The organism is Paenochrobactrum glaciei (assembly GCF_039522165.1).
GTDB classification, from domain to species: Bacteria; Pseudomonadota; Alphaproteobacteria; order Rhizobiales; family Rhizobiaceae; genus Paenochrobactrum; species Paenochrobactrum glaciei.
In genome coordinates this window covers 190,219-211,072 of the sequence record NZ_BAAADE010000003.1, presented here as the reverse complement: position 1 = coordinate 211,072, position 20,854 = coordinate 190,219, and the positions used below count along the sequence as shown (strand labels likewise).

Annotated in this window: 20 protein-coding genes; 4 read left to right on the top strand and 16 right to left on the bottom strand. The window is 49.5% G+C overall.

Annotation, left to right across the window (positions count from 1 at the left end; translation table 11 throughout):
• Window positions 1-56: 56 nt before the first annotated feature.
• The 14 genes from phnE (ABDZ76_RS10535) to ABDZ76_RS10470 form a co-directional block, all read right to left on the bottom strand.
• A complete protein-coding gene (gene phnE, locus ABDZ76_RS10535) occupies window positions 57-935 on the bottom strand; it encodes a phosphonate ABC transporter, permease protein PhnE (RefSeq protein ID WP_343805167.1) in 879 nt (292 codons plus the stop codon).
• A complete protein-coding gene (gene phnE, locus ABDZ76_RS10530; RefSeq protein ID WP_343805165.1) occupies window positions 932-1,900 on the bottom strand; it encodes a phosphonate ABC transporter, permease protein PhnE in 969 nt (322 codons plus the stop codon). The genes phnE (ABDZ76_RS10535) and phnE (ABDZ76_RS10530) overlap by 4 nt, the downstream gene beginning before the upstream one ends.
• 79 nt (window positions 1,901-1,979) lie before the next feature.
• Complete coding sequence (gene phnD / locus ABDZ76_RS10525; protein ID WP_343805163.1) at window positions 1,980-2,888, bottom strand: phosphonate ABC transporter substrate-binding protein; 909 nt, start codon at window positions 2,886-2,888, stop codon at window positions 1,980-1,982.
• Between the two features lie 18 nt (window positions 2,889-2,906).
• On the bottom strand, window positions 2,907-3,713 hold the full coding sequence (phnC, locus tag ABDZ76_RS10520) for a phosphonate ABC transporter ATP-binding protein (RefSeq protein WP_343805161.1): 807 nt from the start codon (window positions 3,711-3,713) through the stop codon (window positions 2,907-2,909).
• Between the two features lie 75 nt (window positions 3,714-3,788).
• Window positions 3,789-4,949, bottom strand: coding sequence for an alpha-D-ribose 1-methylphosphonate 5-triphosphate diphosphatase (locus ABDZ76_RS10515; RefSeq protein WP_343805159.1), 1,161 nt, complete (start codon window positions 4,947-4,949; stop codon window positions 3,789-3,791).
• A complete protein-coding gene (locus ABDZ76_RS10510) occupies window positions 4,939-5,646 on the bottom strand; it encodes a phosphonate C-P lyase system protein PhnL (RefSeq protein WP_343805157.1) in 708 nt (235 codons plus the stop codon). Before ABDZ76_RS10510 ends, ABDZ76_RS10515 begins: the two co-directional genes overlap by 11 nt.
• A gap of 10 nt (window positions 5,647-5,656) precedes the next feature.
• Window positions 5,657-6,487, bottom strand: coding sequence for an ATP-binding cassette domain-containing protein (locus ABDZ76_RS10505; RefSeq protein WP_343805155.1), 831 nt, complete (start codon window positions 6,485-6,487; stop codon window positions 5,657-5,659).
• Window positions 6,484-7,398: an alpha-D-ribose 1-methylphosphonate 5-phosphate C-P-lyase PhnJ gene (locus ABDZ76_RS10500; RefSeq protein WP_343805153.1), complete on the bottom strand. Its 915-nt coding sequence runs from the start codon at window positions 7,396-7,398 to the stop codon at window positions 6,484-6,486. Before ABDZ76_RS10500 ends, ABDZ76_RS10505 begins: the two co-directional genes overlap by 4 nt.
• Window positions 7,395-8,480 carry a carbon-phosphorus lyase complex subunit PhnI gene (locus ABDZ76_RS10495; protein WP_343805151.1) on the bottom strand — a complete coding sequence of 362 codons (1,086 nt, stop codon included), beginning with the start codon at window positions 8,478-8,480 and terminating at the stop codon, window positions 7,395-7,397. The genes ABDZ76_RS10500 and ABDZ76_RS10495 overlap by 4 nt, the downstream gene beginning before the upstream one ends.
• Complete coding sequence (phnH, locus tag ABDZ76_RS10490; RefSeq protein ID WP_343805149.1) at window positions 8,480-9,031, bottom strand: phosphonate C-P lyase system protein PhnH; 552 nt, start codon at window positions 9,029-9,031, stop codon at window positions 8,480-8,482. The genes ABDZ76_RS10495 and phnH overlap by 1 nt, the downstream gene beginning before the upstream one ends.
• Window positions 9,031-9,486: a phosphonate C-P lyase system protein PhnG gene (gene phnG, locus ABDZ76_RS10485; protein WP_343805147.1), complete on the bottom strand. Its 456-nt coding sequence runs from the start codon at window positions 9,484-9,486 to the stop codon at window positions 9,031-9,033. Before phnG ends, phnH begins: the two co-directional genes overlap by 1 nt.
• Before the next feature lie 109 nt (window positions 9,487-9,595).
• Window positions 9,596-10,318, bottom strand: a complete 723-nt coding sequence (phnF, locus tag ABDZ76_RS10480; RefSeq protein ID WP_343805145.1) for a phosphonate metabolism transcriptional regulator PhnF — start codon at window positions 10,316-10,318, stop codon at window positions 9,596-9,598.
• Window positions 10,319-10,497: 179 nt separating this feature from the next.
• Window positions 10,498-11,064, bottom strand: a complete 567-nt coding sequence (gene phnN, locus ABDZ76_RS10475) for a phosphonate metabolism protein/1,5-bisphosphokinase (PRPP-forming) PhnN (protein WP_343805143.1) — start codon at window positions 11,062-11,064, stop codon at window positions 10,498-10,500.
• Between the two features lie 122 nt (window positions 11,065-11,186).
• Window positions 11,187-11,846 (bottom strand): DapH/DapD/GlmU-related protein, encoded by a 660-nt coding sequence (locus tag ABDZ76_RS10470; protein WP_343805141.1) that lies wholly within the window; start codon window positions 11,844-11,846, stop codon window positions 11,187-11,189.
• A gap of 220 nt (window positions 11,847-12,066) precedes the next feature.
• Here ABDZ76_RS10470 and ABDZ76_RS10465 point away from each other — a divergent pair, with 220 nt between their 5' ends.
• On the top strand, window positions 12,067-12,678 hold the full coding sequence (locus tag ABDZ76_RS10465; RefSeq protein ID WP_343805139.1) for a glycosyltransferase family 29 protein: 612 nt from the start codon (window positions 12,067-12,069) through the stop codon (window positions 12,676-12,678).
• Between the two features lie 23 nt (window positions 12,679-12,701).
• Here ABDZ76_RS10465 and ABDZ76_RS10460 read toward each other — a convergent pair whose 3' ends face one another.
• Window positions 12,702-14,123, bottom strand: coding sequence for a helix-turn-helix domain-containing protein (locus tag ABDZ76_RS10460; protein ID WP_343805137.1), 1,422 nt, complete (start codon window positions 14,121-14,123; stop codon window positions 12,702-12,704).
• Between the two features lie 129 nt (window positions 14,124-14,252).
• Between ABDZ76_RS10460 and ABDZ76_RS10455 the strand changes: the two genes are divergently transcribed.
• Genes ABDZ76_RS10455 through scpA form a run of 3 tightly spaced genes read left to right on the top strand, consistent with a single transcriptional unit; the run spans window position 14,253 to window position 19,978 of the window.
• Complete coding sequence (locus ABDZ76_RS10455) at window positions 14,253-15,785, top strand: acyl-CoA carboxylase subunit beta (RefSeq protein ID WP_184222776.1); 1,533 nt, start codon at window positions 14,253-14,255, stop codon at window positions 15,783-15,785.
• Window positions 15,786-15,830: 45 nt separating this feature from the next.
• Window positions 15,831-17,834 (top strand): acetyl-CoA carboxylase biotin carboxylase subunit, encoded by a 2,004-nt coding sequence (locus ABDZ76_RS10450; RefSeq protein WP_343805134.1) that lies wholly within the window; start codon window positions 15,831-15,833, stop codon window positions 17,832-17,834.
• Window positions 17,834-19,978 (top strand): methylmalonyl-CoA mutase, encoded by a 2,145-nt coding sequence (gene scpA / locus ABDZ76_RS10445; protein WP_343805132.1) that lies wholly within the window; start codon window positions 17,834-17,836, stop codon window positions 19,976-19,978. Before ABDZ76_RS10450 ends, scpA begins: the two co-directional genes overlap by 1 nt.
• Before the next feature lie 45 nt (window positions 19,979-20,023).
• Here scpA and ABDZ76_RS10440 read toward each other — a convergent pair whose 3' ends face one another.
• A complete protein-coding gene (locus tag ABDZ76_RS10440) occupies window positions 20,024-20,791 on the bottom strand; it encodes a sulfite exporter TauE/SafE family protein (protein ID WP_343805130.1) in 768 nt (255 codons plus the stop codon).
• Between the last annotated feature and the right edge of the window lie 63 nt (window positions 20,792-20,854).

The following is a 20,854-nucleotide window of genomic DNA, read 5'->3' as shown; positions in this document are numbered from 1 at the left end:
CATATATGCCGCCGATAATAATATCGGCGGCATAAGTATTCAAATGTCACGCTTTTTTATGATTTTGCAGGCGCACCAATCAGTCGCATGCGCAAGAAATTTGACAATGCGTCGATAATATAAACCATCACAATGATGAGAATAATAATCGACCACACTTCATCCCAGCGATAAGCAGAAATACGATCCGACAGGATGAAGCCTATACCACCGGCACCGACAATGCCTAAAATTGTGCCTGAGCGGACATTCGATTCAAAATTGTAAAGCGTGATCGACAACAACACCGGCATAACCTGCGGCATCACACCAAAGCGCACCGCTTGCTGACGTGAACCACCGGAAGCCACCACACCTTCCACCGGCTTTTTAGAAATATTTTCAATCGCTTCGGCATAAAGTTTGGCCAGCACGCCAATTTCACCCACTGCAATTGCGAGCACACCGGCCAAAGGCCCGAGGCCAAAAGCACGGATGAAAATCAGCGCCAGAATAAGCGTTTCAAAGGCGCGGATAATATCAAACCCGCGTCTGACACCAAAGCGGAATAAGATAAAACGATTTAGATTTTTGGCACCTAAAAATGACAGCGGCAGGGCGACAAGCGCACCCAGAATCGTGCCAAGTACGGCGATTGCCAATGTTTCCTGCAAACCTTTGCTGATCTCGGCAATTTCGCGGGCATCAAAGCCGGTATAAGGTGGCAGCATGAAGGATAAAACGCTGCCTAATTTGCCAAGCCCATCCCAGATGCGCTGCGGTGTAATGTTAAATTCCCACAAGCACCACGCAAAAAGAGCGGCAACAACGCCAAAAATTACGGCACGTTTTATCCGCACTGAAAACGGCTTGGCAAAAAGCTCCGGCATCGACTTTTTCAGTTCCACATCTGAAAGGGTCAAAGCTGATCCTTTCACATAATCGCGCACGGTCATGCGTGTTTCTCCAGTCCGATAATATGATGACGGAGTTTTTCAGACGCCCAGTCGATAACAAAAACAGTCAGGAAAATAATGATAAAGAGAGCGGAAAGATCGGTATATTCCTGCAAGCTTACGGCGGTGCGCAATTCCTGCCCCAAACCACCGGCACCGACAAAACCAATCACCGAGGATGACCGCACATTAATTTCAAACCGCAAAAGCGTATAGCTCAGCGTGTTTGGCAGCACTTGCGGCACCACGCCATAGCGCATCTGGTCAAACCAGCTGCCACCCGCAGCCTTGATGCCTTCCACCGGACGCATGTCGATATTTTCGTTGGCTTCGGCATATAGTTTGCCCAATGAGCCTGTGCTGTGCAGCGCAATCGCCAAGACACCGGCCAAAGGCCCGACACCAAAACAGAAAACGAAAATCAGCGCAAAAACCAGTTCCGGCACTGTGCGTGCAATTTCTAAGTAACGACGTGTCAGCCACATAATCCAGCGGCTTGGCGCAAGATTTCGCGATGCCGTGAAAGATAATAAAAAACCGCCCGCAACGCCCAGAATGGTGGCCATAAAAGCGATCATCACGGTTTCAAGTAACAGCTTTGCCCATATATGTCCGCGCCAGAACCAGTGCTGCAAATCAGCCCAAAGTGTCGACAAGCTTAATTCAGGAATTGTTTTCCAGATATAATCACCAAGGCGCGGCAGTCCTGCCAGCAAAATCCAACGCTCGGCTCTGGTGCCGTCTGTTTGGGTTACCTGTGTGACCTGAAATAAATTGGCATAATTGGCTGTCAGAAAGATCAACAGCCCGAAAAACAACGTCGTGCCCCAAAAGATCATACGGCTGCGGCGGCGATGCTGTGAGTATTTGCGGGTAAATTCTGCAATATGGTCTGCTTTGGCCGGTGCAACACGCGCAGAATTCCCCAGCGGTGAAGCACTTAGTGTGCCTGCATATACGCTCATATCTGCCCACTCCTGTGATTGGATTGAGCCCGCCAAGCGCTGTTTTCATCAGCAATTGGCGGGCGTCACGGTTTCGATATTAGCTGCGGCGCTGTTTTTTCAACCAATCACGCATATCAATAACCCATTGATAACGCTCATGATTGACTTCCACATAGCCTTTTGCGCTTGATGTTTCGCCGCCAGAAATAGATTTGAATGCAGCCGGATCAGCTTCCGGGGCTTTCATGTAAGCGTCTTTAATGGCTTGAACTAAATCTTGCGGCAGGTTGGCACGGACAGTGATTGGACCATTAGTAATTTCCGGCGATGTCCAGATTTTGCAAATCTCGCCTTCTTTGATCATGCCTTTGCTGACCATGCGGGCAGGAATACCGCTCTTACCATCAATATCGGAAATATAAGTCGCAGCCGCATCAAATGAACCGGCCACAACGCCTTGCACACCAGCCTCATGGCTACCGGAGAAGGTCACACTGCCGAAATATTCATTCGGATTAAAGCCCTGCTGTACCAGATTGTAAAATGGCACGGCATAGCCGGATGTGCTGTCCGGATCAGCAAAAGCAACCGCTTTGCCTTTCAGATCTTCGATCTTTTTATATGGGCCATCGCAGCGCGTTACAATGACCGAATAATAACCGGTTGCACCGCTCATATCCTGCGAAGCGAGCAACGGTACCACGCCACCATTGGTTTCCGTATAAGCAGCGGCATAAGCGGATGAGCCGATCGAAGCAACTTCGATCTGATCAGCAGCCAAAGCCTGAATAATACCGTCATAGCTACCGGCTGTGAAAAGCTCCACTTCAACGCCGAGCGTTTTTTCCATGTAGGCTTTCCACGGCTCATAGCGCTTCATACGATCGGCTTCATTTTCAGCCGAAGTGATGCCAATCCGCACGATGCGGTAATCATCTTTCCAGTTTTGTGCAGACACAGGAAGGCTGGTCGCTGCAAGCAATGCAGCGGTTAAAAGAATACGCATTGTTGAATTTCCTAAAAATCAGGCCGGAACACTGGCGCGTGCGGCAGTTGAAGTGACAGCTTCATTGATTTCATTCAGTCCGCTCTCGCCATAGAGGTCACGGACAACATCTGAGGTCAGGTCTTGCGGCTTTCCGTCAAAAATAACCTGCCCCATACGCATAGCGATGATACGATCTGAATAGTGACGTGCCGTATCCAATGTATGTAAGTTCACCAGAACAGTAATGCCGTCTTCACGGTTGATGCGGCGCAATGCGTCCATCACGCGGGTCGCATTGCCCGGATCAAGGCTGGCAATCGGTTCGTCTGCCAGCAAAATTTTTGCTCTTTGCACCAGCGCACGGGCAATCGCCACACGCTGCTGCTGACCACCGGACAATGTTCCGGCCAGTTGAAGTGCGCGCGGTACAAGCCCCAACCGATCTAAAGCTCTGATCGCCTCGGCACGTTCTTCATCAGAAAAACGCATCGTCATCGACGATAAAAAGCCGTGATCTGCAAGGCGTCCAACCAAAACATTGGTCAGTACATCCAATCGCTCCACCAGATTGAACTGCTGGAAAATCATTGCACAATCACGTCGCCAATAGCGCAGATCACTATTGCGCAATTGCGTTATATTAGTATTTCCAAGGCGAATTTCGCCTTGGCTTGGCTCTGCGAGACGGTTGATCAACCGCAAGAGGGTCGATTTCCCCGCTCCGGACGGACCAATAATACTAACAAACTGGCCCTGCGGAATATCAAGACTAACCTGATCAACGGCTCGGGTTTGGCCGTAAATACGGGAAAGATGATTGAGTGAGAGTGTCTGTGTTTCCATGAGAATACTATCGCAGACGCTTACGACAAGAGAGAGTCATTCGGATGAATTTTCAATGACATTTACTTTTTCCGCTCATGAAAGCTGCAAACTGCCGTCAGAATAAATCACACGCCCCTGACGGATTGTCATGACCGGGCGGCCCAAACCTTGGGGATTAACAATGACAAAATCAGCCAATTTGCCACTTTCGATGCTCCCGCGATCATCAAGCCCAAGCGCTTTGGCTGCATTGGTTGAACTTAATTTGGCCGCACCGGCAAGGCCGTTTTTGTCCACTTTCGCCAATTCCAAAATGGCTGGTGCCATTGCGGACGGGTGATAATCGGCCGCAAGAATATCGAGCAAACCCTGTCGATGCGCTTCACGCGCTGACAAGTTGCCGGAATAGCTTTCCCCACGCAATGCATTGGGTGCGCCCATCGCATTAGCCAAACCTTTTTCACGCGCTTTGCGTGCAGCTTCCAGTGTTACCGGAAATTCGCTGATATCGGCACCAAGGGCGTGCATCAGCTCAACTTTCTCCACCGTATCATCATCATGGCTGGCAAGTGCCACCTGATGCTCTTTACAAAGCTTTGAAATCGCATTGAGCGTTGCAGTCATTTCACTGGCGGGCAATGTACGATCTTTAATGCGATGCGCGATAGTGTCGGCAGCTTCTTCATAAGAAATGCCTTTTTCATCCTGCATACGACTGATCATGCGTTCAATATCGCGATATTGCCCCTGCCCCGGTGTATGATCAGTGAGAGAAACCAGATCCACATTGTTTTCTTTAATCAAAGCTTCAATAACCGCCAGAGCCGCCGGAAATGTAATTTCCATGCGGGTATGCACCTTATGATCCACCAGCAGATCATTCTGCATCGCTTTCAAAGCGCGGATAACAGAACTCGTGTGTTCATAACTACGCAAATGGCCATAAGTAGAATTCGGGCTGAAAGACAAGGCAGCATAGGCGGTGGTGATACCGGATGTTGCAAGTTTGCGATCAAGGTCACGTAAGCCTAATTCCATCGGCATACGCACTTGCGGACGTGGCTCCACTTCGCGCTCAATCATATCGCCATGCATATCAATGAAGCCAGGCATCAAAATATTGCCCTGTCCGTCTAAACTGGTGTTTTCGCAGACGCGGTCACTGATTTCGCTGATAATACCGTTTTCAACCTTCACGGCACCGTTTGAGATTACCTGATCGGGCAGAACAATTTGCAGATTACTAAGCCACATTGGCCATTTCCTTTTGCGACAGGTCAATTTCACCATCAATCAATTCCGCAACATCATCAGGGTGATGGAAAACCCCGATCATAGCGACACCTTGCGCTTTCAAATCTGCTAAGCGACGCACCAGTGCACTGCGCGCCCCTGCATCAAGCGAAGCGGTCGGCTCATCCAGCATCAGCAAACGCTGCGGCATGATGAGTGCGCGCGCCAAATTAACCTTTTGCTGCTCACCACCGGAAAAAGTCGAAGGATAGGCCGCCCATAATTCAGGCTTTACCCCAAACTCAGCCAGTAATTTTCTCGCTTCATCCAAAGCCTCTGCGGATGAAAAACCCGCCAAACGCAATGGTTCAGCAACAATTTCCTCCGCAGGCACACGCGGACGCGCCAGCAAAAACTGCGTGACAAAGCCGATTTCTTTGCGGCGCAACTGCAAAATATCAACATCAGCCGCGCGCGCCATATCAATGCGCCCGTCTTCCATATTCAGCCAGGCATGGCCACCGGTCGGGCGATAGCTGCGGTAAATCGTGCGCAGCAATGTTGATTTACCGGCACCATTATGCCCCCGCAGCAGCAAGAACTGCCCCGCATATAATTTGAAACTGATATTTTGAAAGGCACCAAGACGTTGTTCCAGATGGTGCATGTCAAAATGTTTGCAGAAGTTTTCAATCTCTAAAACAGGCTTATTCGGCATGTCTGTTTCCTCACAATTTCGCGTGTACAAGCGCTTGCGTATAAGAATGCTGCGGATCTTGGAAAATCTGGTCAGCCAGACCTTGTTCCACCACACGGCCACGCCGCATCACCACCACACGATCAGCCATAGTGCGGATAACACCCAGATCATGGCTGACGATCACCATGGTGATATTGCGCTCCCGTTGCAGACGTTTCAACGTATCCAGCACCAAAGCCTGCACGGACACATCAAGACCGGTTGTCGGCTCATCAAGCAAAAGCAAAGCCGGTTCCAGCGCGATTGCCTTGGCAAGTTGCACGCGCTGCTGCATGCCGCCTGATAGTTCAATCGGCGGCGCATCCATACGCACAATCGGAAATTCCGAAGCCTCCAATGCGGTTTTAGCTTTTGCCCGCAGGGTTGCAAAGCGGCGCTCCCCAGCAATCAGCAAACGCTCTGCCACATTGCCTGATGAAGAATTATGCATCAAAAGGCCAAGATGCGGGTTTTGATAAACAATGCCGATGCGTTGGGCACGCAACATCCGGCGTTCATAGCTGGAAAGATCAAAAAGATTGTCACCTGCACCTTCAATTGCCAGCTGATAATCGCCGCTATCCGGCGTATCTTCTAAATTCATCAAGCGCAAAAGCGTGGATTTACCAGAGCCGGATTCACCAACAATGCCAAGAACCTCGCCTGGAAAAACTTCCACCGATACGTCATCAAGGGCTGTCACATCGCCATAATGGCGCGTGATATTATTCATCTGCAAAATAGGTTTGGTGGTCATCAATTGCGGTGCGAGAAGCTGCATTGCGCCTGATGCCGCACGATCGTAATTCTGAAGCTTCATTTCATCTCACCATTTTCATACCATGTATTACCGATTTCGACCGGCTCGCCTTCGCTTTGCTGAATGGCCTTGATGCCGAAATGACTGTCTGAAACTTCAAACAGCGATCCGCCATTGTCTTGCGGAATTTCATTCATGAAAAAACCTTCAAGGCCGGAGCGATGGCAGGTCAGTTTAGCGTGATCTTCCACCTGATATGGCACATCAGAAAACACCAGCGGCTCTACTTTTGTGTAAGGCGGCACCGCATAAATGCGCTTTTCACGCCCTGCCGACAAAAAGGTCAGATGTTTGGCCATATTAAGCTTCGGCACATCCCAACGCGGAATCGGCGATGGTGTCATCACATGACGCCCATTAACGAGCGCCGGATAGGATGCCCCTTGCATGATGCGGCCTGAGCGCACCAGTTCCTCATAAAGCACCAGCCATAAGCGGCCATAATCCGCATCCGCATGCATTTCACGCGCAATGGACATATTCGGCTCAACTGGACGTAACGGCTCCGGGTTGGGCACTTGCAGTACCAAAATCTGATTGTCTTCCATCACTTCTTCTGGAATACGGTGGCGCGACTGGATAATGGTAGCGTCACACGTATCCCATGTTTCACCGGCACCGGAAACACGGCTGACAAATTTGCGGATTGAAGCCGCATTCACACTGTCATCGGCGCCCTGATCAATAACTTTGACCACTGATTTCGGGTTAACAAGCGTTAAAGTTACCTGCAAACCGCCGGTTCCCCAACCGCGTGCCATCGGCACTTCACGGCTGGCATAAGGCATCTGGCAGCCCGGCACGGCAATGGCTTTCAGCATTTTTCGGCGCATTTCACGCTTGGCCGAGGCATCCAGAAAACCGTAGCTCATAGCGCTCCACGGTTTGGTCAATTGGGCAAGAGCATTCATAGTGCCGGCTCCTCTTCACGCTTTTCAGCTGTGGCGATAGTTTTGGTAGCTGATGCGTTTTTTTTGGCGTCACGAATTGCATCCAGCGACGATTGAAATGTCACATAATGCGGCAATTTAAAGTGAATACAGAAGCCCGACGCTTCCACTGGCTCGGTGTGATAAAGGAAAAACTCTTCCTCAACCGGTGAACCCTTTGCAGCCCCTTCCGCGTTCAAATCAAGCGTGGCAGCGGAAATAACCTTGACCTCGTTCCAGCCTAATGTGGCGGAAAAACCAAGGCTCAAACCCTTGGACTTTTTATCAACCACTTCTGCCTGTGAAATTTTTACACGGCCAATAGAAAACTCAGTGCCTGAAGGATGTGTAACCACCACATCCGCCTCGCCAAGACGTAACTCATTAACAGTTGGATGCGCATTGCCATATCCACGCATGGCCGAATAACCAAGCGCCAGCAAACCGCCCGTGTCAGCACGCGCCAGGCTTTGCAATGTATGCGCACGCGGTGAAGGAAAAAGCAGCGGCTCGCGGGTGATGTCAGGAATATCTTCCCGAGACACATCTTCATGCGGGTAATCCTGCACCAAGCCTTCTGCCTTTTGCCATGCAGCCAGTGACGGGTGGTAAGCCGGTGCTGGTTTATCAGCTGGTGTCACCGCTTCCGGTACAAAATCATGGGCGCCCAGCACTTCTGTTGCCAGAATGCGGTGCGAATAATCCAGTGTCGGGCCCAATATCTGCCCGCCAGGAATGTCTTTAAATGCTGCCGAAATACGGCGATGCGTGATAATTTCATCCTGCAAAACCGGTTTAGCAATTGCCAGACGCGGCTGTGTCGTGCGCCATGCGCGCAGCAACAAAACAGCCTCATAAAGATCACCGCCACTCTGGCTCAGTGCAAGAGCTGCCAGATCGGGTTCATAAAGCGATGCTTCACCCATCACGCGATCAATCAAAAAAGGCAGTGCCTTTTTCACTTCATCAACACGTTGATGGCTGATTGTGCCCGTCATTGACCGGTAAAGACATTCAGCTTGATGAATGGCGTTTTCACCGCCACGCGTTGCGACATAAGCCATTATTGCACCTCAATTTTTGTGGAACGTGGCAGGCTCAAAATTTGTGCGCCATCAACCAAAACCAAATCAAAACCTGATGGATAGCGGATGCGTTTTTCGCGTGCATTCCAGAATTCAACGGCAATTTGCGGGGCAATCGTGGTGGTTGTTTCAATGCCTGGGCCGCTTAATGTCAAAACCTGGCCGCCTTGCAATTTGGCTTGCATCACGATGGTTGCTGCCTCATCCGGATAAAGCGCGTCACCGGTTTTTGCTTGGCCTAGCGCTGCCAAAGCATCTTTGAAGATAAAGAGAAAATCGGCCTCATGAGGAGCGACATTCAAGGCACCTGTCAGGGAAACAAAATCCTGAAACGCCTCATCATCGCAGTGAAAACTGGTTTCAATATCAACCAGTGCCAGCGCAATTTCCTGCATCGATTGCTTGGTTGAATTGGCAGCTTCAAGAGACAAAATCGTGCCCGGACGCGCTGCCGTATTCATCAAAACTTCAAACACTGCATTGTCGCGTGCTTCATCCGCATCAGGTGTTATCATTGACTGCATGGTCATTAGAATGTCTCCATCTGAACACGCGTTGCTTCCACATTGCGCAAGACATCTTCATCCATTTTGAGAATGGATTTTTCACCCTCTTCAACAAAATTGCAGATTTCCTCGGCAGTCTTTTTTGCAGCAAAGCTCAAATCAATTACCGCCATAGCCATGGCCTGTTCCAGATCACGGCCAATCACCATGCCGTAGCCCTGCAAGCCCTGATTATTTTGAATATGTGCCTCTGCCACCAGCACTTCGCCTAAATGGAAATCGGTGGACTTAACCGTGTCACGCATTGGCAGCATCACAAGACCAGTGCGGTTTTTCAGCACTTTAATGTCATCATGCTGATTGAGTAATTTTTCGGCAAATGCTTTGACAGGTTCTTTCGGCATACGCGCCAGAACACCCAGCATCCGGCCATGCGTCATCGTTCCCCCTGAAATCAGGGAGCTGCATTGTTCAGCCATGCTCTTTTCCTTGAATGGTCTTCGGAATAGTCTTTGGGGTTAGCCGCCAGCTTTTCAAAGCCTCCGGCAGCTGCTCATTTAAAGTTTATTCATTCATCAGCAAGTAAGGTTACTGGCCCTCTTCCCGTTCTTCGAAGGTGAATTTAACACGGTCGGATGCCCAGATGCCTTCCGAATAAGCGATAGGACGGCGGGCAGAATCCGAGTCCGTTTTGCAAACAACCAATACCGGCTGTGCCGCATGCTGACGCAGCATTTGTGCTTCATCTTTTTCTGCACGGCGGGCATAAATCGATGTGGTCAGACGAAAATAATCCTGAATACCATAATGGCGGTAGATATCAGTAATCGGTACGTTTTTCTGCCGCAAGCTTGGCAGATCCGCAAAGCGTGCTGCATCATGATAGGAATAACCAAGGCAAATTGGCACGCCATCAGCCATGCCTTGACTGAAGAGACAATGAACCGGCGTTCCTTCAGCCAATTGCAAAGCTTTAGCCACAACCGGTGACGCGGAGCACAATTCATAACCGATAACACTACCGCCCGGCACCACGCCTTGTGAGCGCAAATTTTGCCGGAAACGCGCACGACGCCCGATATTATAATCGATCAATGGTGCATCTTCGACAAAGATGCCGCGCCCATGCTCCACCCTTAATTTGCCCTCAACAGCAAGCGCATCAATGGCACGACGAACTGAATGCCTGCCTACACCGAATTTTTGGCACAACTCCGGCTCAGTCGGTAGCTTTTCGCCCGAAAGGATACTGCCCTTAGTAATATCTTCGGCGATTTCATCACGAATTATCTGCCATTGTTCCCGCAACATAAAAGCCTCATAGTCATTCGGATGACTTATGTTTTAGCTATAATTTGTGTAGGGCGTATGAAACTACCGAGACAAGTTCGTGACCTTTTGCAACAAAATAGCCTTTCACATTGTGACCAAAAATAAAGCCCCGCATTGCGGGGCTTTCGATTTTTTAAACAAATTTGAAACTATAGAAATTACGCTTTGACACTTCGCAAATGCTGTAAAAAAGCATCAATTGCTAATGCAACATCACCGGAATTGTCGATTTTAACAACATCGGCTGCATCATTATCGAAGCTGACTTCGCGTGCAAGACGCGCCGCGATATCCTGTTCTGTTTCGCGGCCACGCGCCGCCAGTCGTCTGGCCAAAACATCAGCACGCGCCGTAATCATCACCACCGAACGACATGGATAACAGAGCCGAATTTCATCCAGTACACGGCGCGAAACATTCGCGATCACTATCAAACCATTGGCAATTTCGTCGTCTATTGAACGCGGCAAAGCATAGTTTAAACCATGAGCCTGCCAATGCAGAGCAAAAGCGCCATCCGCGACAGCTTTGGCAAATGCAATCTCGTCCAGACTATCATGATCTTCTGTGCCTGCCATTTGCGGACGCGTTATAATACGACGCGCGAAATGAAAACGATCATCATCTTTCAGCGCTTCACGCGCAGCATCCATAATCGTGTCTTTACCGGCACCGCTTGGGCCTACAACCGCAATGAAACAGCCTTGGGAATTGTCATTCTGCATTGATGTTACAGGCCTCCTTTGCAAGCGGTGCAAAAATTGTCACTCTGCCAACGCGTGCATGCATGGGTTTAATGGTTGGCAGATAGAAAGTCGACCGGTTGCAAGCATGATAAAAGCTTATTTTATGCATCATGGTTTAAATGCTGCATCACAGTCTTTGTGTTCACAGCACTTTCATATTTTGCAAGAAACGCTTCAATATCGAGGCTGCGGAAATCATCGAGTGCTTTATGCAATTGCTGATGATCCCAATCCCACCATGCCAGCCTATTAAGACGCTGCCCTGTGGCCAGATCAAAACGCTCACGAATGAGACGCGCCGGCACACCGCCAACAATCGTATAAGGCGCAACATCACGGCTAACGACCGCTCCGGCGCCAATCACGGCACCATTCCCGACACTGACACCCGGCAAAATAGTTGAGCCATGCCCGAACCATGTATCATGACCAATCGTCACCATATGGCTTCTGCGCCATTCAAAGAACTCGGCTTCGTCCTGCTCATCCGGCCAGTAATAGCTGGCGCGATAGGTAAAATGATGCAAAGTTGCGCGCCATGTCGGATGGTTTGTCGCATTAATACGAACATGACTGGCAATATTTGCAAATTTGCCAATATCGGCACACCAAATTTCGCAATCAATGCCAAGATATGAATAATCACCCAGTGCTGTTTCGGAGACGCGACTGCGCGCCCCCACTTCAGTATAAGCACCCAAGGTGCTGTTTTTGATGTCGGCAGTATCATGGACGAGTGGTGTGACTGAGAGCTTTTTCACGAAAACCAAGCCTTTGAAAGAAACAGATAAATATTATCCGCTCCCATTAACGCATGGATGTAATCTGCTCATGACGCATCCACGACAGTTTGATGTAACTGTTCACGTTTTTTACATTAGATACTGTTAATGACAAAAAAGTGATATCGATCTTCGTGATGATGCCTCATTACGCTGCTTGTATAAAAATTACCTAATTATACAAAAGCAGTATCTGATAATGAAAAAGACTTTGGTTCTGGTCGGCAGTGCTCCGCTTGGCTCGGATCTCTCACAATCAATCGACAATGCTGATTATGTTGTACGCTTTAATGATGCACTGCATCCAGTTGAAGCGGCTGGCACTAAAACTGATCTGCTTATAGTTGCGGCCACCAGCAAACATATGCAAAGGCGTTTGCAGGAACCTGATTTTATGCAGTCGCCGATTTTTGAAGCCACACAAGAAATCATGTTGCCCTATCACCCTAGTATCGTTGAAAAATATCATCCAAAGCCGAATATTCTTTCACGGTTGAAAGGACGTCGCGCCGATTGGACACATCAAACAATTGATATTATTGGCGAATATAAAGATATTCGCATCATGTCTCCTGAATTTTATATGCAGGCTTGCGCCCAACTCGGTATTGCCGAAAAAGACATGAAGAAGCTTTTCCCAAGCACCGGCTTTTTAGGCATCTGGTATATGTTGCAAACCCATGATGCTGACGAATGGGACATCCGTATTTGCGGTTTCACATGGGAAGGCTGGAAGCGCCACGCATGGGATGCCGAACGTCAATGGATTGAACAAAAAATCAATGAAGGCCGTCTCAGCTTTCTCAACTGAGACGGCATTTCAAACCTTCGATCTCAAGATTTTTCGATCATATAAGGCAGGGTTGCTCTGCTATTATGATCGACATGAATTTTCTGCATTAATGGCGGGACAGCGCGTTGCGGACATTGCGTGCGCTCACAAATACGACAGGAAACGCCAATTGGAGTAAAACTTGCACGCGCTGATAGATCCAAATCATCCGAATAAATAAATGTATGCGCGTAAGAAATTTCACAGCCAAATGCCAAAGCATAACGCTGCTGCGGCCGGCTGAAACCACCCGTACCTTTAGAAATCTGTGTTGCTAAGCAAAGGTAACGCGCGCCATCCGGCGTTTCCGCTAATTGGCGAATGATACGATCATGGGTTTCAAAGGCCTCATGCACATTCCATAGCGGACAGGCCGAACCAAAGCGGGCAAATTGCAACCGCGCCGCACTGTGGCGCTTGGTAATATTACCGGCACGATCCACACGGGCAAAAAAGACCGGCACGCCTTTTAAACCCGGCCGCTGCAATGTGCTCAATCGATGGCAAACTTGCTCAAGACTTGCCCCAAAACGTACCGATAATAATTCCAAATCATGACGCAGTTCTGCGGCTGTGCTATGAAAAAACGTATAGGGCAGCAAAAGCGCACCGGCAAAATAATTTTGTAAGCCGATTTTGCAAATTTCAAAGGCTTCTTGGGTTCGAAAATTTGCATTTTTTGCAATATTCTCGATCAGCTCACTGGCGTGAACCTGCGCAATTTGCAAGCCTAACTGAAAATCACGCGTTGAAGGCGCCGCATAAGGGTTCATACGTAAGGTCGAGGTCAGCGGATCAAACTGCCGCAAAATCTCGCCGCTATCCTTGTCACTCACCACATGGATATGATGCTTTTGCTCTAAATACTGACAGAGCTGCGTATAGCGGTGATCGCTATTTTCAAGCTGCAATTCCTGCGACAGTTTTTCTGCCTCAATATCGAGTGCATGAATATAATTATCAACGAAGTGAAAAAAGTCGCGCACTTCTTCAAAAGGCGTGGTTTCTGCTAATGAGGCACTGCGCCCCAAACTATCACTAAGTGATGCTAACTGCTCGCTATTCCGACGAAATCCCTGATGCGCGCGGATCAGAGCATGCGCCATATTCGGCGCACTTTGGCTGACAAGTTTCAGCTCCTGCGCGGTCATATTAAGATTGTCAAAAATCGGATCATTCAGTGCCTCGGATAAAGCCGAAAGCAATCGGTCGCCTTCGCCTGAAGACAATTCGGAGATATTAATCTCGAATTTTTCAGCCAAAGCCACCAAAACAGATGCGGAAACCGGACGCTGATTATTCTCAATCTGATTGAGATAGCTGGTTGAAATGCCGATGCGCTCGGCAAACTTACTCTGCGTGGATTTATGCGCATCGCGCAATTCACGAATTTTACGCCCGATATAGAGTTTACCAATAGCCATTTGCAATTTCGCAATTTAGAGTTTGCATTTTTATAATTTACACATTGCCACATGTTTACCGGTTCTGTGAAGCCCCCTCTTCCGTTAAGGTGTTAAAAGAAGTGCAATATTTTGCAATTGGGAGATGAAATGCGATCTATTTTAGAGCAACTCGAAACACGCCGTGCGGAAGCAAGGCTTGGCGGCGGGCAGAAGCGAATTGATGCCCAACATTCAAAAGGTAAGCTGACCGCCCGTGAGCGTATCGAAGTGCTGCTGGATGAAGGGTCGTTTGAAGAATACGACATGTATGTCACCCACCGCGCGGTGGATTTCGGCATGGCCTCCCAGAAAATCGCCGGTGATGGTGTTGTTACCGGCTGGGGCACCATCAATGGCCGTCAGGTCTATGTGTTTAGTCAGGACTTTACCGTTCTCGGCGGCTCTTTATCTGAAACACACGCGCAAAAAATTTGCAAAATTATGGATATGGCACTGCAAAACGGCGCGCCTGTCATTGGTTTGAACGATTCCGGTGGCGCACGTATTCAAGAAGGCGTTGCATCGCTGGCCGGTTATGCCGAAGTGTTTAAACGTAATGTCGAAGCCTCCGGCGTTGTACCACAGATTTCCGTCATCATGGGGCCATGCGCCGGCGGTGCGGTTTACTCCCCTGCTATGACCGATTTTATTTTCATGGTGCGTGACAGCTCTTATATGTTTGTCACCGGCCCTGATGTGGTAAAAACCGTCACCAACGAAATTGTAACCGCTGAAGAACTGGGGGGTGCACGCACCCATACCAGCAAATCTTCCGTTGCTGACGGTGCTTATGAAAACGACATTGAAGCGCTTGAACAAGTGCGCATCCTGTTTGATTACCTGCCGCTCAACAATCTGGAAAGCACACCAAAGCGTCCAAGTTTTGATGACCCCGCACGCCTTGAGCAGCGCCTCGACACCCTCATTCCCGATGCCTCCAACAAGCCATATGATATGTGCGAGTTGATTTACGCTATCGCCGATGAAGGTGCCTTCTTCCAGATTCAGGAAGCTTTCGCCAAAAACATTCTCACCGGCTTTGTCCGCATTGATGGCCAGACCGTCGGTGTTGTTGCCAACCAGCCAATGGTACTGGCCGGTTGCCTTGATATTGATGCGTCCCGTAAAGCGGCACGTTTTGTGCGCTTCTGCGATGCGTTCAATATCCCGATCCTCACCCTTGTAGATGTACCGGGCTTTTTGCCGGGCACTGCACAGGAATATGGCGGCGTGATCAAGCATGGCGCGAAACTGCTCTTTGCTTATTCACAAGCCACCGTCCCGATGGTCACACTCATTACCCGCAAAGCCTATGGCGGTGCTTATGACGTGATGGCTTCCAAACATATCGGCGCTGATATCAACTATGCATGGCCAACAGCAGAAATCGCTGTGATGGGTGCAAAAGGCGCCACCGAAATTCTCTATCGCTCGGAACTGAATGATCCCGAAAAAATCGCGGAACGCACAGCGGAATACGAAACCCGTTTTGCCAATCCGTTTGTGGCAGCAGAACGCGGCTTTATTGATGAGGTCATCATGCCTCATTCATCGCGCCGCCGTATCGCCCGTGCCTTTGCTTCACTGCGCAACAAGCGCACTGAAAAGCGCTGGCGCAAGCACGATACAATTCCGCTGTAATTTTTTCCCTCGGGCTTAAACCATTCAACCGAAGCTGGATTTAATATGTTTAAAAAAATTCTCATTGCTAACCGAGGTGAAATTGCCTGTCGCGTCATCAAAACCGCGAAGAAAATGGGCATTGCCACAGTTGCTGTTTATTCAGACGCCGACCGTAACGCGCTTCATGTCTCAATGGCTGATGAAGCTGTACATATCGGCCCTGCACCATCCAACCAGTCCTATATTGTCATCGACAAAATTCTGGACGCCATCCGCCAAACCGGCGCTGATGCTGTTCATCCAGGCTATGGTTTTCTGTCAGAAAATCCGGCTTTTGCCGCAGCTCTCGACAAGCTCGGCGTGGCTTTCATCGGCCCGCCGGAAGGCGCAATTCTTGCAATGGGTGATAAAATCACCTCGAAAAAACTGGCTTCCGAGGCTGGCGTTTCCACCGTTCCCGGTCATATGGGGCTGATTGAAAGTGCTGATGAAGCGGTGAAAATTGCTTCCAATATCGGCTATCCGGTGATGATCAAAGCCTCAGCCGGTGGCGGCGGTAAGGGCATGCGTATTGCCGAGAACGATTTAGAGGCTCGCGAAGGCTTTCAGGCGGCCAAAAATGAAGCTAAAAACTCATTCGGTGACGACCGTATTTTCATTGAAAAATTCGTCACTCAGCCACGCCATATCGAAATTCAGGTGCTTGGCGACAAGCACGGCAATATTATTTACTTAGGCGAGCGTGAATGTTCCATTCAGCGCCGCAACCAAAAAGTAGTTGAAGAAGCACCATCCCCATTTTTGGATGAAGCAACACGCCGCGCCATGGGTGAACAGGCTGTGGCACTGGCTGCTGCCGTTGGCTATCATTCAGCCGGTACGGTTGAATTCATCGTTGATGGTTCACGCAACTTCTATTTCCTCGAAATGAACACCCGTTTGCAGGTTGAACATCCGGTAACCGAACTCATCACCGGTATTGATCTTGTTGAGCAGATGATCCGCGTTGCCGCTGGCGAAAAACTGGCAATTGCCCAAGCTGATGTAAAGCTTAATGGCTGGGCAATTGAAAGCCGCCTTTACGCTGAAGATCCATATCGCAACTTCCTGCCATCAATTGGCCGCCTCACCCGCTACCGCCCGCCAAGCGAAGGCGAAAAACTTGACGGCACCATTGTGCGCAATGATACCGGCGTTTATGAAGGCGGCGAAATTTCCATGTATTACGACCCGATGGTCGCAAAACTTTGCACATGGGCACCCAATCGCATCACCGCCATTGACGCAATGAGCAGCGCTTTGGACGAGTTTGAGCTGGAAGGTATTGGCCACAATCTGCCGTTTCTGTCTGCGGTCATGCAGCACAAACGCTTCCGTGACGGCAATATTACTACTGCTTTCATTGCTGAAGAGTTTCCCGAAGGCTTCCACGGTGTTGAAGCCGATACGAAAACTGCTCAAAAACTGGCAGCGGTTGCAGCCTTCATCAATAAAATCGTGCAGGAACGTGCCGCTCAAATCAGTGGCCGTTTGAGCGACCATTTAGCACCTCTTGCCAAAGAATGGGTTGTCAGCTTAGGCCATCAATCCATTGCGCTCACCATGGAAGAATATGAAGCCGGTTTGCGTGTGCTGATCGGAGCTGACACTGTGCTGCATGTAACAAGCCAGTGGAAACCAGGTGATCAGCTTGGCACCTTCAATGTCGATGGCGAAACACTCGGTGTTAAAGTGGACATTAACGGCAATGCTTTGCGCCTGCGCTATCGTGGCATTGACATCAAATCATTTGTGCGCCGTCCGCGTGTGGCGGAGCTGGCCGGGCTGATGCCGGTTAAACAAGCACCTGATACATCCAAGATGCTATTGTGCCCGATGCCGGGTGTGATAACCTCCATTCAAGTCGCGGAGGGCGACCATGTGGAGGCAGGACAAGCATTGGCAATTGTTGAAGCAATGAAAATGGAAAACACCTTGCGCGCAGAAAAAAGCGGCGTGGTGAAACGCGTACTGGCATCTGCCGGTCAAAGTCTGGCTGTTGATGAGCTTATTCTGGAGTTCATTTAATGACGGATAAAGTAAATATCGACGATTGGCAGAAGCTGGCTGAGAAGGAGATCAAACGATCTCCCGACACGCTGACATGGCAAACACCGGAAGGCATTCCGGTGAAGCCACTCTATACGGCTGATGATCTGGAGCGCGTGCAACATCTGGACACGTTGCCCGGTTTTGCACCATTCGTACGTGGCCCCCGCGCCACCATGTATGCTGGTCGTCCGTGGACTATCCGCCAATATGCCGGTTTTTCCACCGCTGAAGCTTCCAATGCTTTTTATAAACGCAATCTGGCTGCCGGACAAAAAGGCTTGTCGGTTGCCTTCGATCTGGCAACACATCGCGGCTATGACAGCGATCATCCGCGCGTTGTCGGCGATGTTGGTAAAGCAGGTGTGGCAATCGACAGTGTCGAGGATATGAAAATTCTCTTTGACGGAATTCCGCTCAAAGATATGTCTGTTTCCATGACGATGAATGGCGCGGTTATTCCGATCCTCGCCAATTTTATTGTCGCAGGCGAAGAACAAGGCTGTTCACGCGCCGAGCTTTCCGGCACCATTCAGAATGATATTCTGAAAGAATTCATGGTGCGTAACACCTATATTTATCCCCCCGAACCATCCATGCGGATTATCGCGGATATTATCGAATATACCGCTAAAGAAATGCCGCGTTTTAACTCGATTTCCATTTCCGGCTACCATATGCAGGAAGCGGGTTCGACATTGGTGCAGGAGCTGGCTTTCACACTGGCAGACGGACGCGAATATGTACGTGCAGCCTTGAAAAAAGGCTTGAATGTCGATGATTTTGCCGGACGCCTGTCTTTCTTCTTCGCCATCGGCATGAATTTCTTCATGGAAGCAGCAAAGCTTCGCGCCGCGCGTTTGCTTTGGACGCGTATCATGGAAGAATTTGAACCGAAAAAGGCTTCTTCATTGATGCTGCGCACTCACTGCCAAACCTCCGGCGTGTCGTTGCAGGAACAAGACCCGTATAACAATGTCATCCGCACCGCCTATGAAGCAATGTCGGCTGCCCTTGGCGGCACACAATCACTCCACACCAACGCGCTTGATGAGGCGATCGCGCTGCCAACCGAATTTTCGGCCCGTATTGCACGTAATACGCAGCTTATTTTGCAGCATGAAACAGGCATCACCAATGTGGTGGATCCGCTGGCTGGTTCTTATTATGTCGAGAGCCTGACCCATGATCTGGCTGAAAAAGCATGGGCGCTTATTGAAGAAGTAGAAGCACTCGGCGGCATGACCAAAGCGGTTGCCACGGGCATGCCAAAACGCCTGATTGAAGAGGCTGCAACACGGCGTCAGGCTGCGGTTGACCGCGGCGATGAAGTGATCGTCGGCGTCAATAAATATCGTCTGGAAAACGAAGACCAGCTCGATATTCTAGAGATCGACAATACGGCTGTGCGACTGGCGCAGATTGAACGCATCGAAAAAATGAAGCGCAATCGCGATGCCGTTAAGGTCGAAGCCGCACTCAAAGCCCTGACGGAAGTTGCTCGCACACGAGAAGGCAATATTCTGGAAGCCGCGGTGGAAGCCGCGCGACAACGCGCAACAGTTGGTGAAATTTCCGATGCAATGCGCGCGGTTTATGGTGACCATGCGGCAATACCGGAAGTGGTCAGTGATGTTTATGGCGATGCCTATGATGGCGATCCTGAATATCAGACACTGGTTGAACGCCTGGGCGAATTTTCCAAAGTTTTAAGCCAGAAACCGAAAATCATGGTGGCAAAACTTGGTCAGGATGGCCATGACCGCGGCGCTAAAATTATCGCCTCCGCCTTTGGCGATATGGGTTTTGATGTTCTCGCTGGCCCGCTGTTCCAGACACCTGAAGAAGCCGCCGATATGGCTGTGCAGCAAAAAGTGCATGTGGTGGGCATGTCATCACTGGCAGCTGGTCATAAAACGCTCGCCCCGCAGCTTATCAAAGCTTTGAAAGAACGCGGTGCGGGGCAAGTGATTGTGGTGGTTGGCGGCGTTATTCCGCGCCAAGACTATGATTATCTTTATGAAAACGGTGTTTCAGCTGTTTTTGGCCCCGGCACCAATGTGATGGAAGCAGCACGCACCGTGCTTGATCTTCTCGAGGGCAAACGCCCGAACACATTGTAAAACTAAAAAGCTCCCGAACCTTATTCGGGAGCTTTTCTATAAGCACTAAATATCTGCAATGAGCGTCAAAAATGCCGGTATGGCCAATGAAGCGCCAGATAAAAATAATAAAACAAATGCTAATCGCCGCAGGGCAACCGGTGAAAGCGGCGGCGGAAAACGTCGTGCCAGATATGTGCACAAGATCACCGCCGGTATAGCCAGTAAACTCCACCAAAATCCGCCCGTCGGCATCTCCCCTGTAAATGTCACAGTGCCAAGGCGCAGCAATGCGTTTAACCCGAAAACTGCTACCAGCGTCTCGCGGATAACGGTAAGCCTTAGAGGCTGCCGGTATAAATGATAAACTAATGGCGGCCCTGCCGTTGAAAACAAACCGCCCATCAGTCCGGCAAGTGAACCAAAAAATACAAATGAACCCGCAGACGAACGCTTTTCCAAAGGTGTTGGCTTCATCAGCAATTGAATGCTGGAGATGATAATAAAAATGCCCAGCACCAATTTCAACCAATTGACGGAGCTACCCAGCAACAACCCAAGCAACCAATAGCCTACCAACAAAAAGAAAAGGCTCGGAATAATAATCAGGGTAAATTCACGCTTGGCTATATCACGCCAACCTTTTGCCAGCACTTGAACCGCATTGATGATTGTTAAAAAGCTCACCAATATCGCCGCTTCATCGATCGGCATGATAGAGCCCAGCGCAATGCCGCCCATCATAATAAGCCCAAGCGCAAAACCTGTTAAAGTTTGCATATAGGCTGCCAGCCCCGCCAGTAGCAAAAGCGCTGCTATATTTACCGGGTCCATATTTTTTTATGCTTTCAGATTATTTTAGATAAAGAGGGATCAAATTTTGCAATATTAATATGC

Excerpts from the sequence above, each read along its gene's own strand:
- phnH (WP_343805149.1), bottom strand. The coding sequence starts at position 9,031 with ATGACCATGCAGTCAATGATAACACCTGATGCGGATGAAGCACGCGAC.
- phnE (WP_343805165.1), bottom strand. The coding sequence starts at position 1,900 with ATGAGCGTATATGCAGGCACACTAAGTGCTTCACCGCTGGGGAATTCT.
- ABDZ76_RS10510 (WP_343805157.1), bottom strand. The coding sequence starts at position 5,646 with ATGCCGAATAAGCCTGTTTTAGAGATTGAAAACTTCTGCAAACATTTT.
- phnD (WP_343805163.1), bottom strand. The coding sequence starts at position 2,888 with ATGCGTATTCTTTTAACCGCTGCATTGCTTGCAGCGACCAGCCTTCCT.
- phnN (WP_343805143.1), bottom strand. The coding sequence starts at position 11,064 with ATGCAGAATGACAATTCCCAAGGCTGTTTCATTGCGGTTGTAGGCCCA.
- ABDZ76_RS10515 (WP_343805159.1), bottom strand. The coding sequence starts at position 4,949 with ATGTGGCTTAGTAATCTGCAAATTGTTCTGCCCGATCAGGTAATCTCA.
- phnF (WP_343805145.1), bottom strand. The coding sequence starts at position 10,318 with ATGTTGCGGGAACAATGGCAGATAATTCGTGATGAAATCGCCGAAGAT.
- phnC (WP_343805161.1), bottom strand. The coding sequence starts at position 3,713 with ATGGAAACACAGACACTCTCACTCAATCATCTTTCCCGTATTTACGGC.
- ABDZ76_RS10440 (WP_343805130.1), bottom strand. The coding sequence starts at position 20,791 with ATGGACCCGGTAAATATAGCAGCGCTTTTGCTACTGGCGGGGCTGGCA.
- ABDZ76_RS10495 (WP_343805151.1), bottom strand. The coding sequence starts at position 8,480 with ATGGCTTATGTCGCAACGCGTGGCGGTGAAAACGCCATTCATCAAGCT.
- ABDZ76_RS10460 (WP_343805137.1), bottom strand. The coding sequence starts at position 14,123 with ATGGCTATTGGTAAACTCTATATCGGGCGTAAAATTCGTGAATTGCGC.
- scpA (WP_343805132.1), top strand. The coding sequence starts at position 17,834 with ATGACGGATAAAGTAAATATCGACGATTGGCAGAAGCTGGCTGAGAAG.
- ABDZ76_RS10505 (WP_343805155.1), bottom strand. The coding sequence starts at position 6,487 with ATGAAGCTTCAGAATTACGATCGTGCGGCATCAGGCGCAATGCAGCTT.
- ABDZ76_RS10450 (WP_343805134.1), top strand. The coding sequence starts at position 15,831 with ATGTTTAAAAAAATTCTCATTGCTAACCGAGGTGAAATTGCCTGTCGC.
- phnG (WP_343805147.1), bottom strand. The coding sequence starts at position 9,486 with ATGGCTGAACAATGCAGCTCCCTGATTTCAGGGGGAACGATGACGCAT.
- ABDZ76_RS10465 (WP_343805139.1), top strand. The coding sequence starts at position 12,067 with ATGAAAAAGACTTTGGTTCTGGTCGGCAGTGCTCCGCTTGGCTCGGAT.
- phnE (WP_343805167.1), bottom strand. The coding sequence starts at position 935 with ATGACCGTGCGCGATTATGTGAAAGGATCAGCTTTGACCCTTTCAGAT.
- ABDZ76_RS10500 (WP_343805153.1), bottom strand. The coding sequence starts at position 7,398 with ATGAATGCTCTTGCCCAATTGACCAAACCGTGGAGCGCTATGAGCTAC.
- ABDZ76_RS10455 (WP_184222776.1), top strand. The coding sequence starts at position 14,253 with ATGCGATCTATTTTAGAGCAACTCGAAACACGCCGTGCGGAAGCAAGG.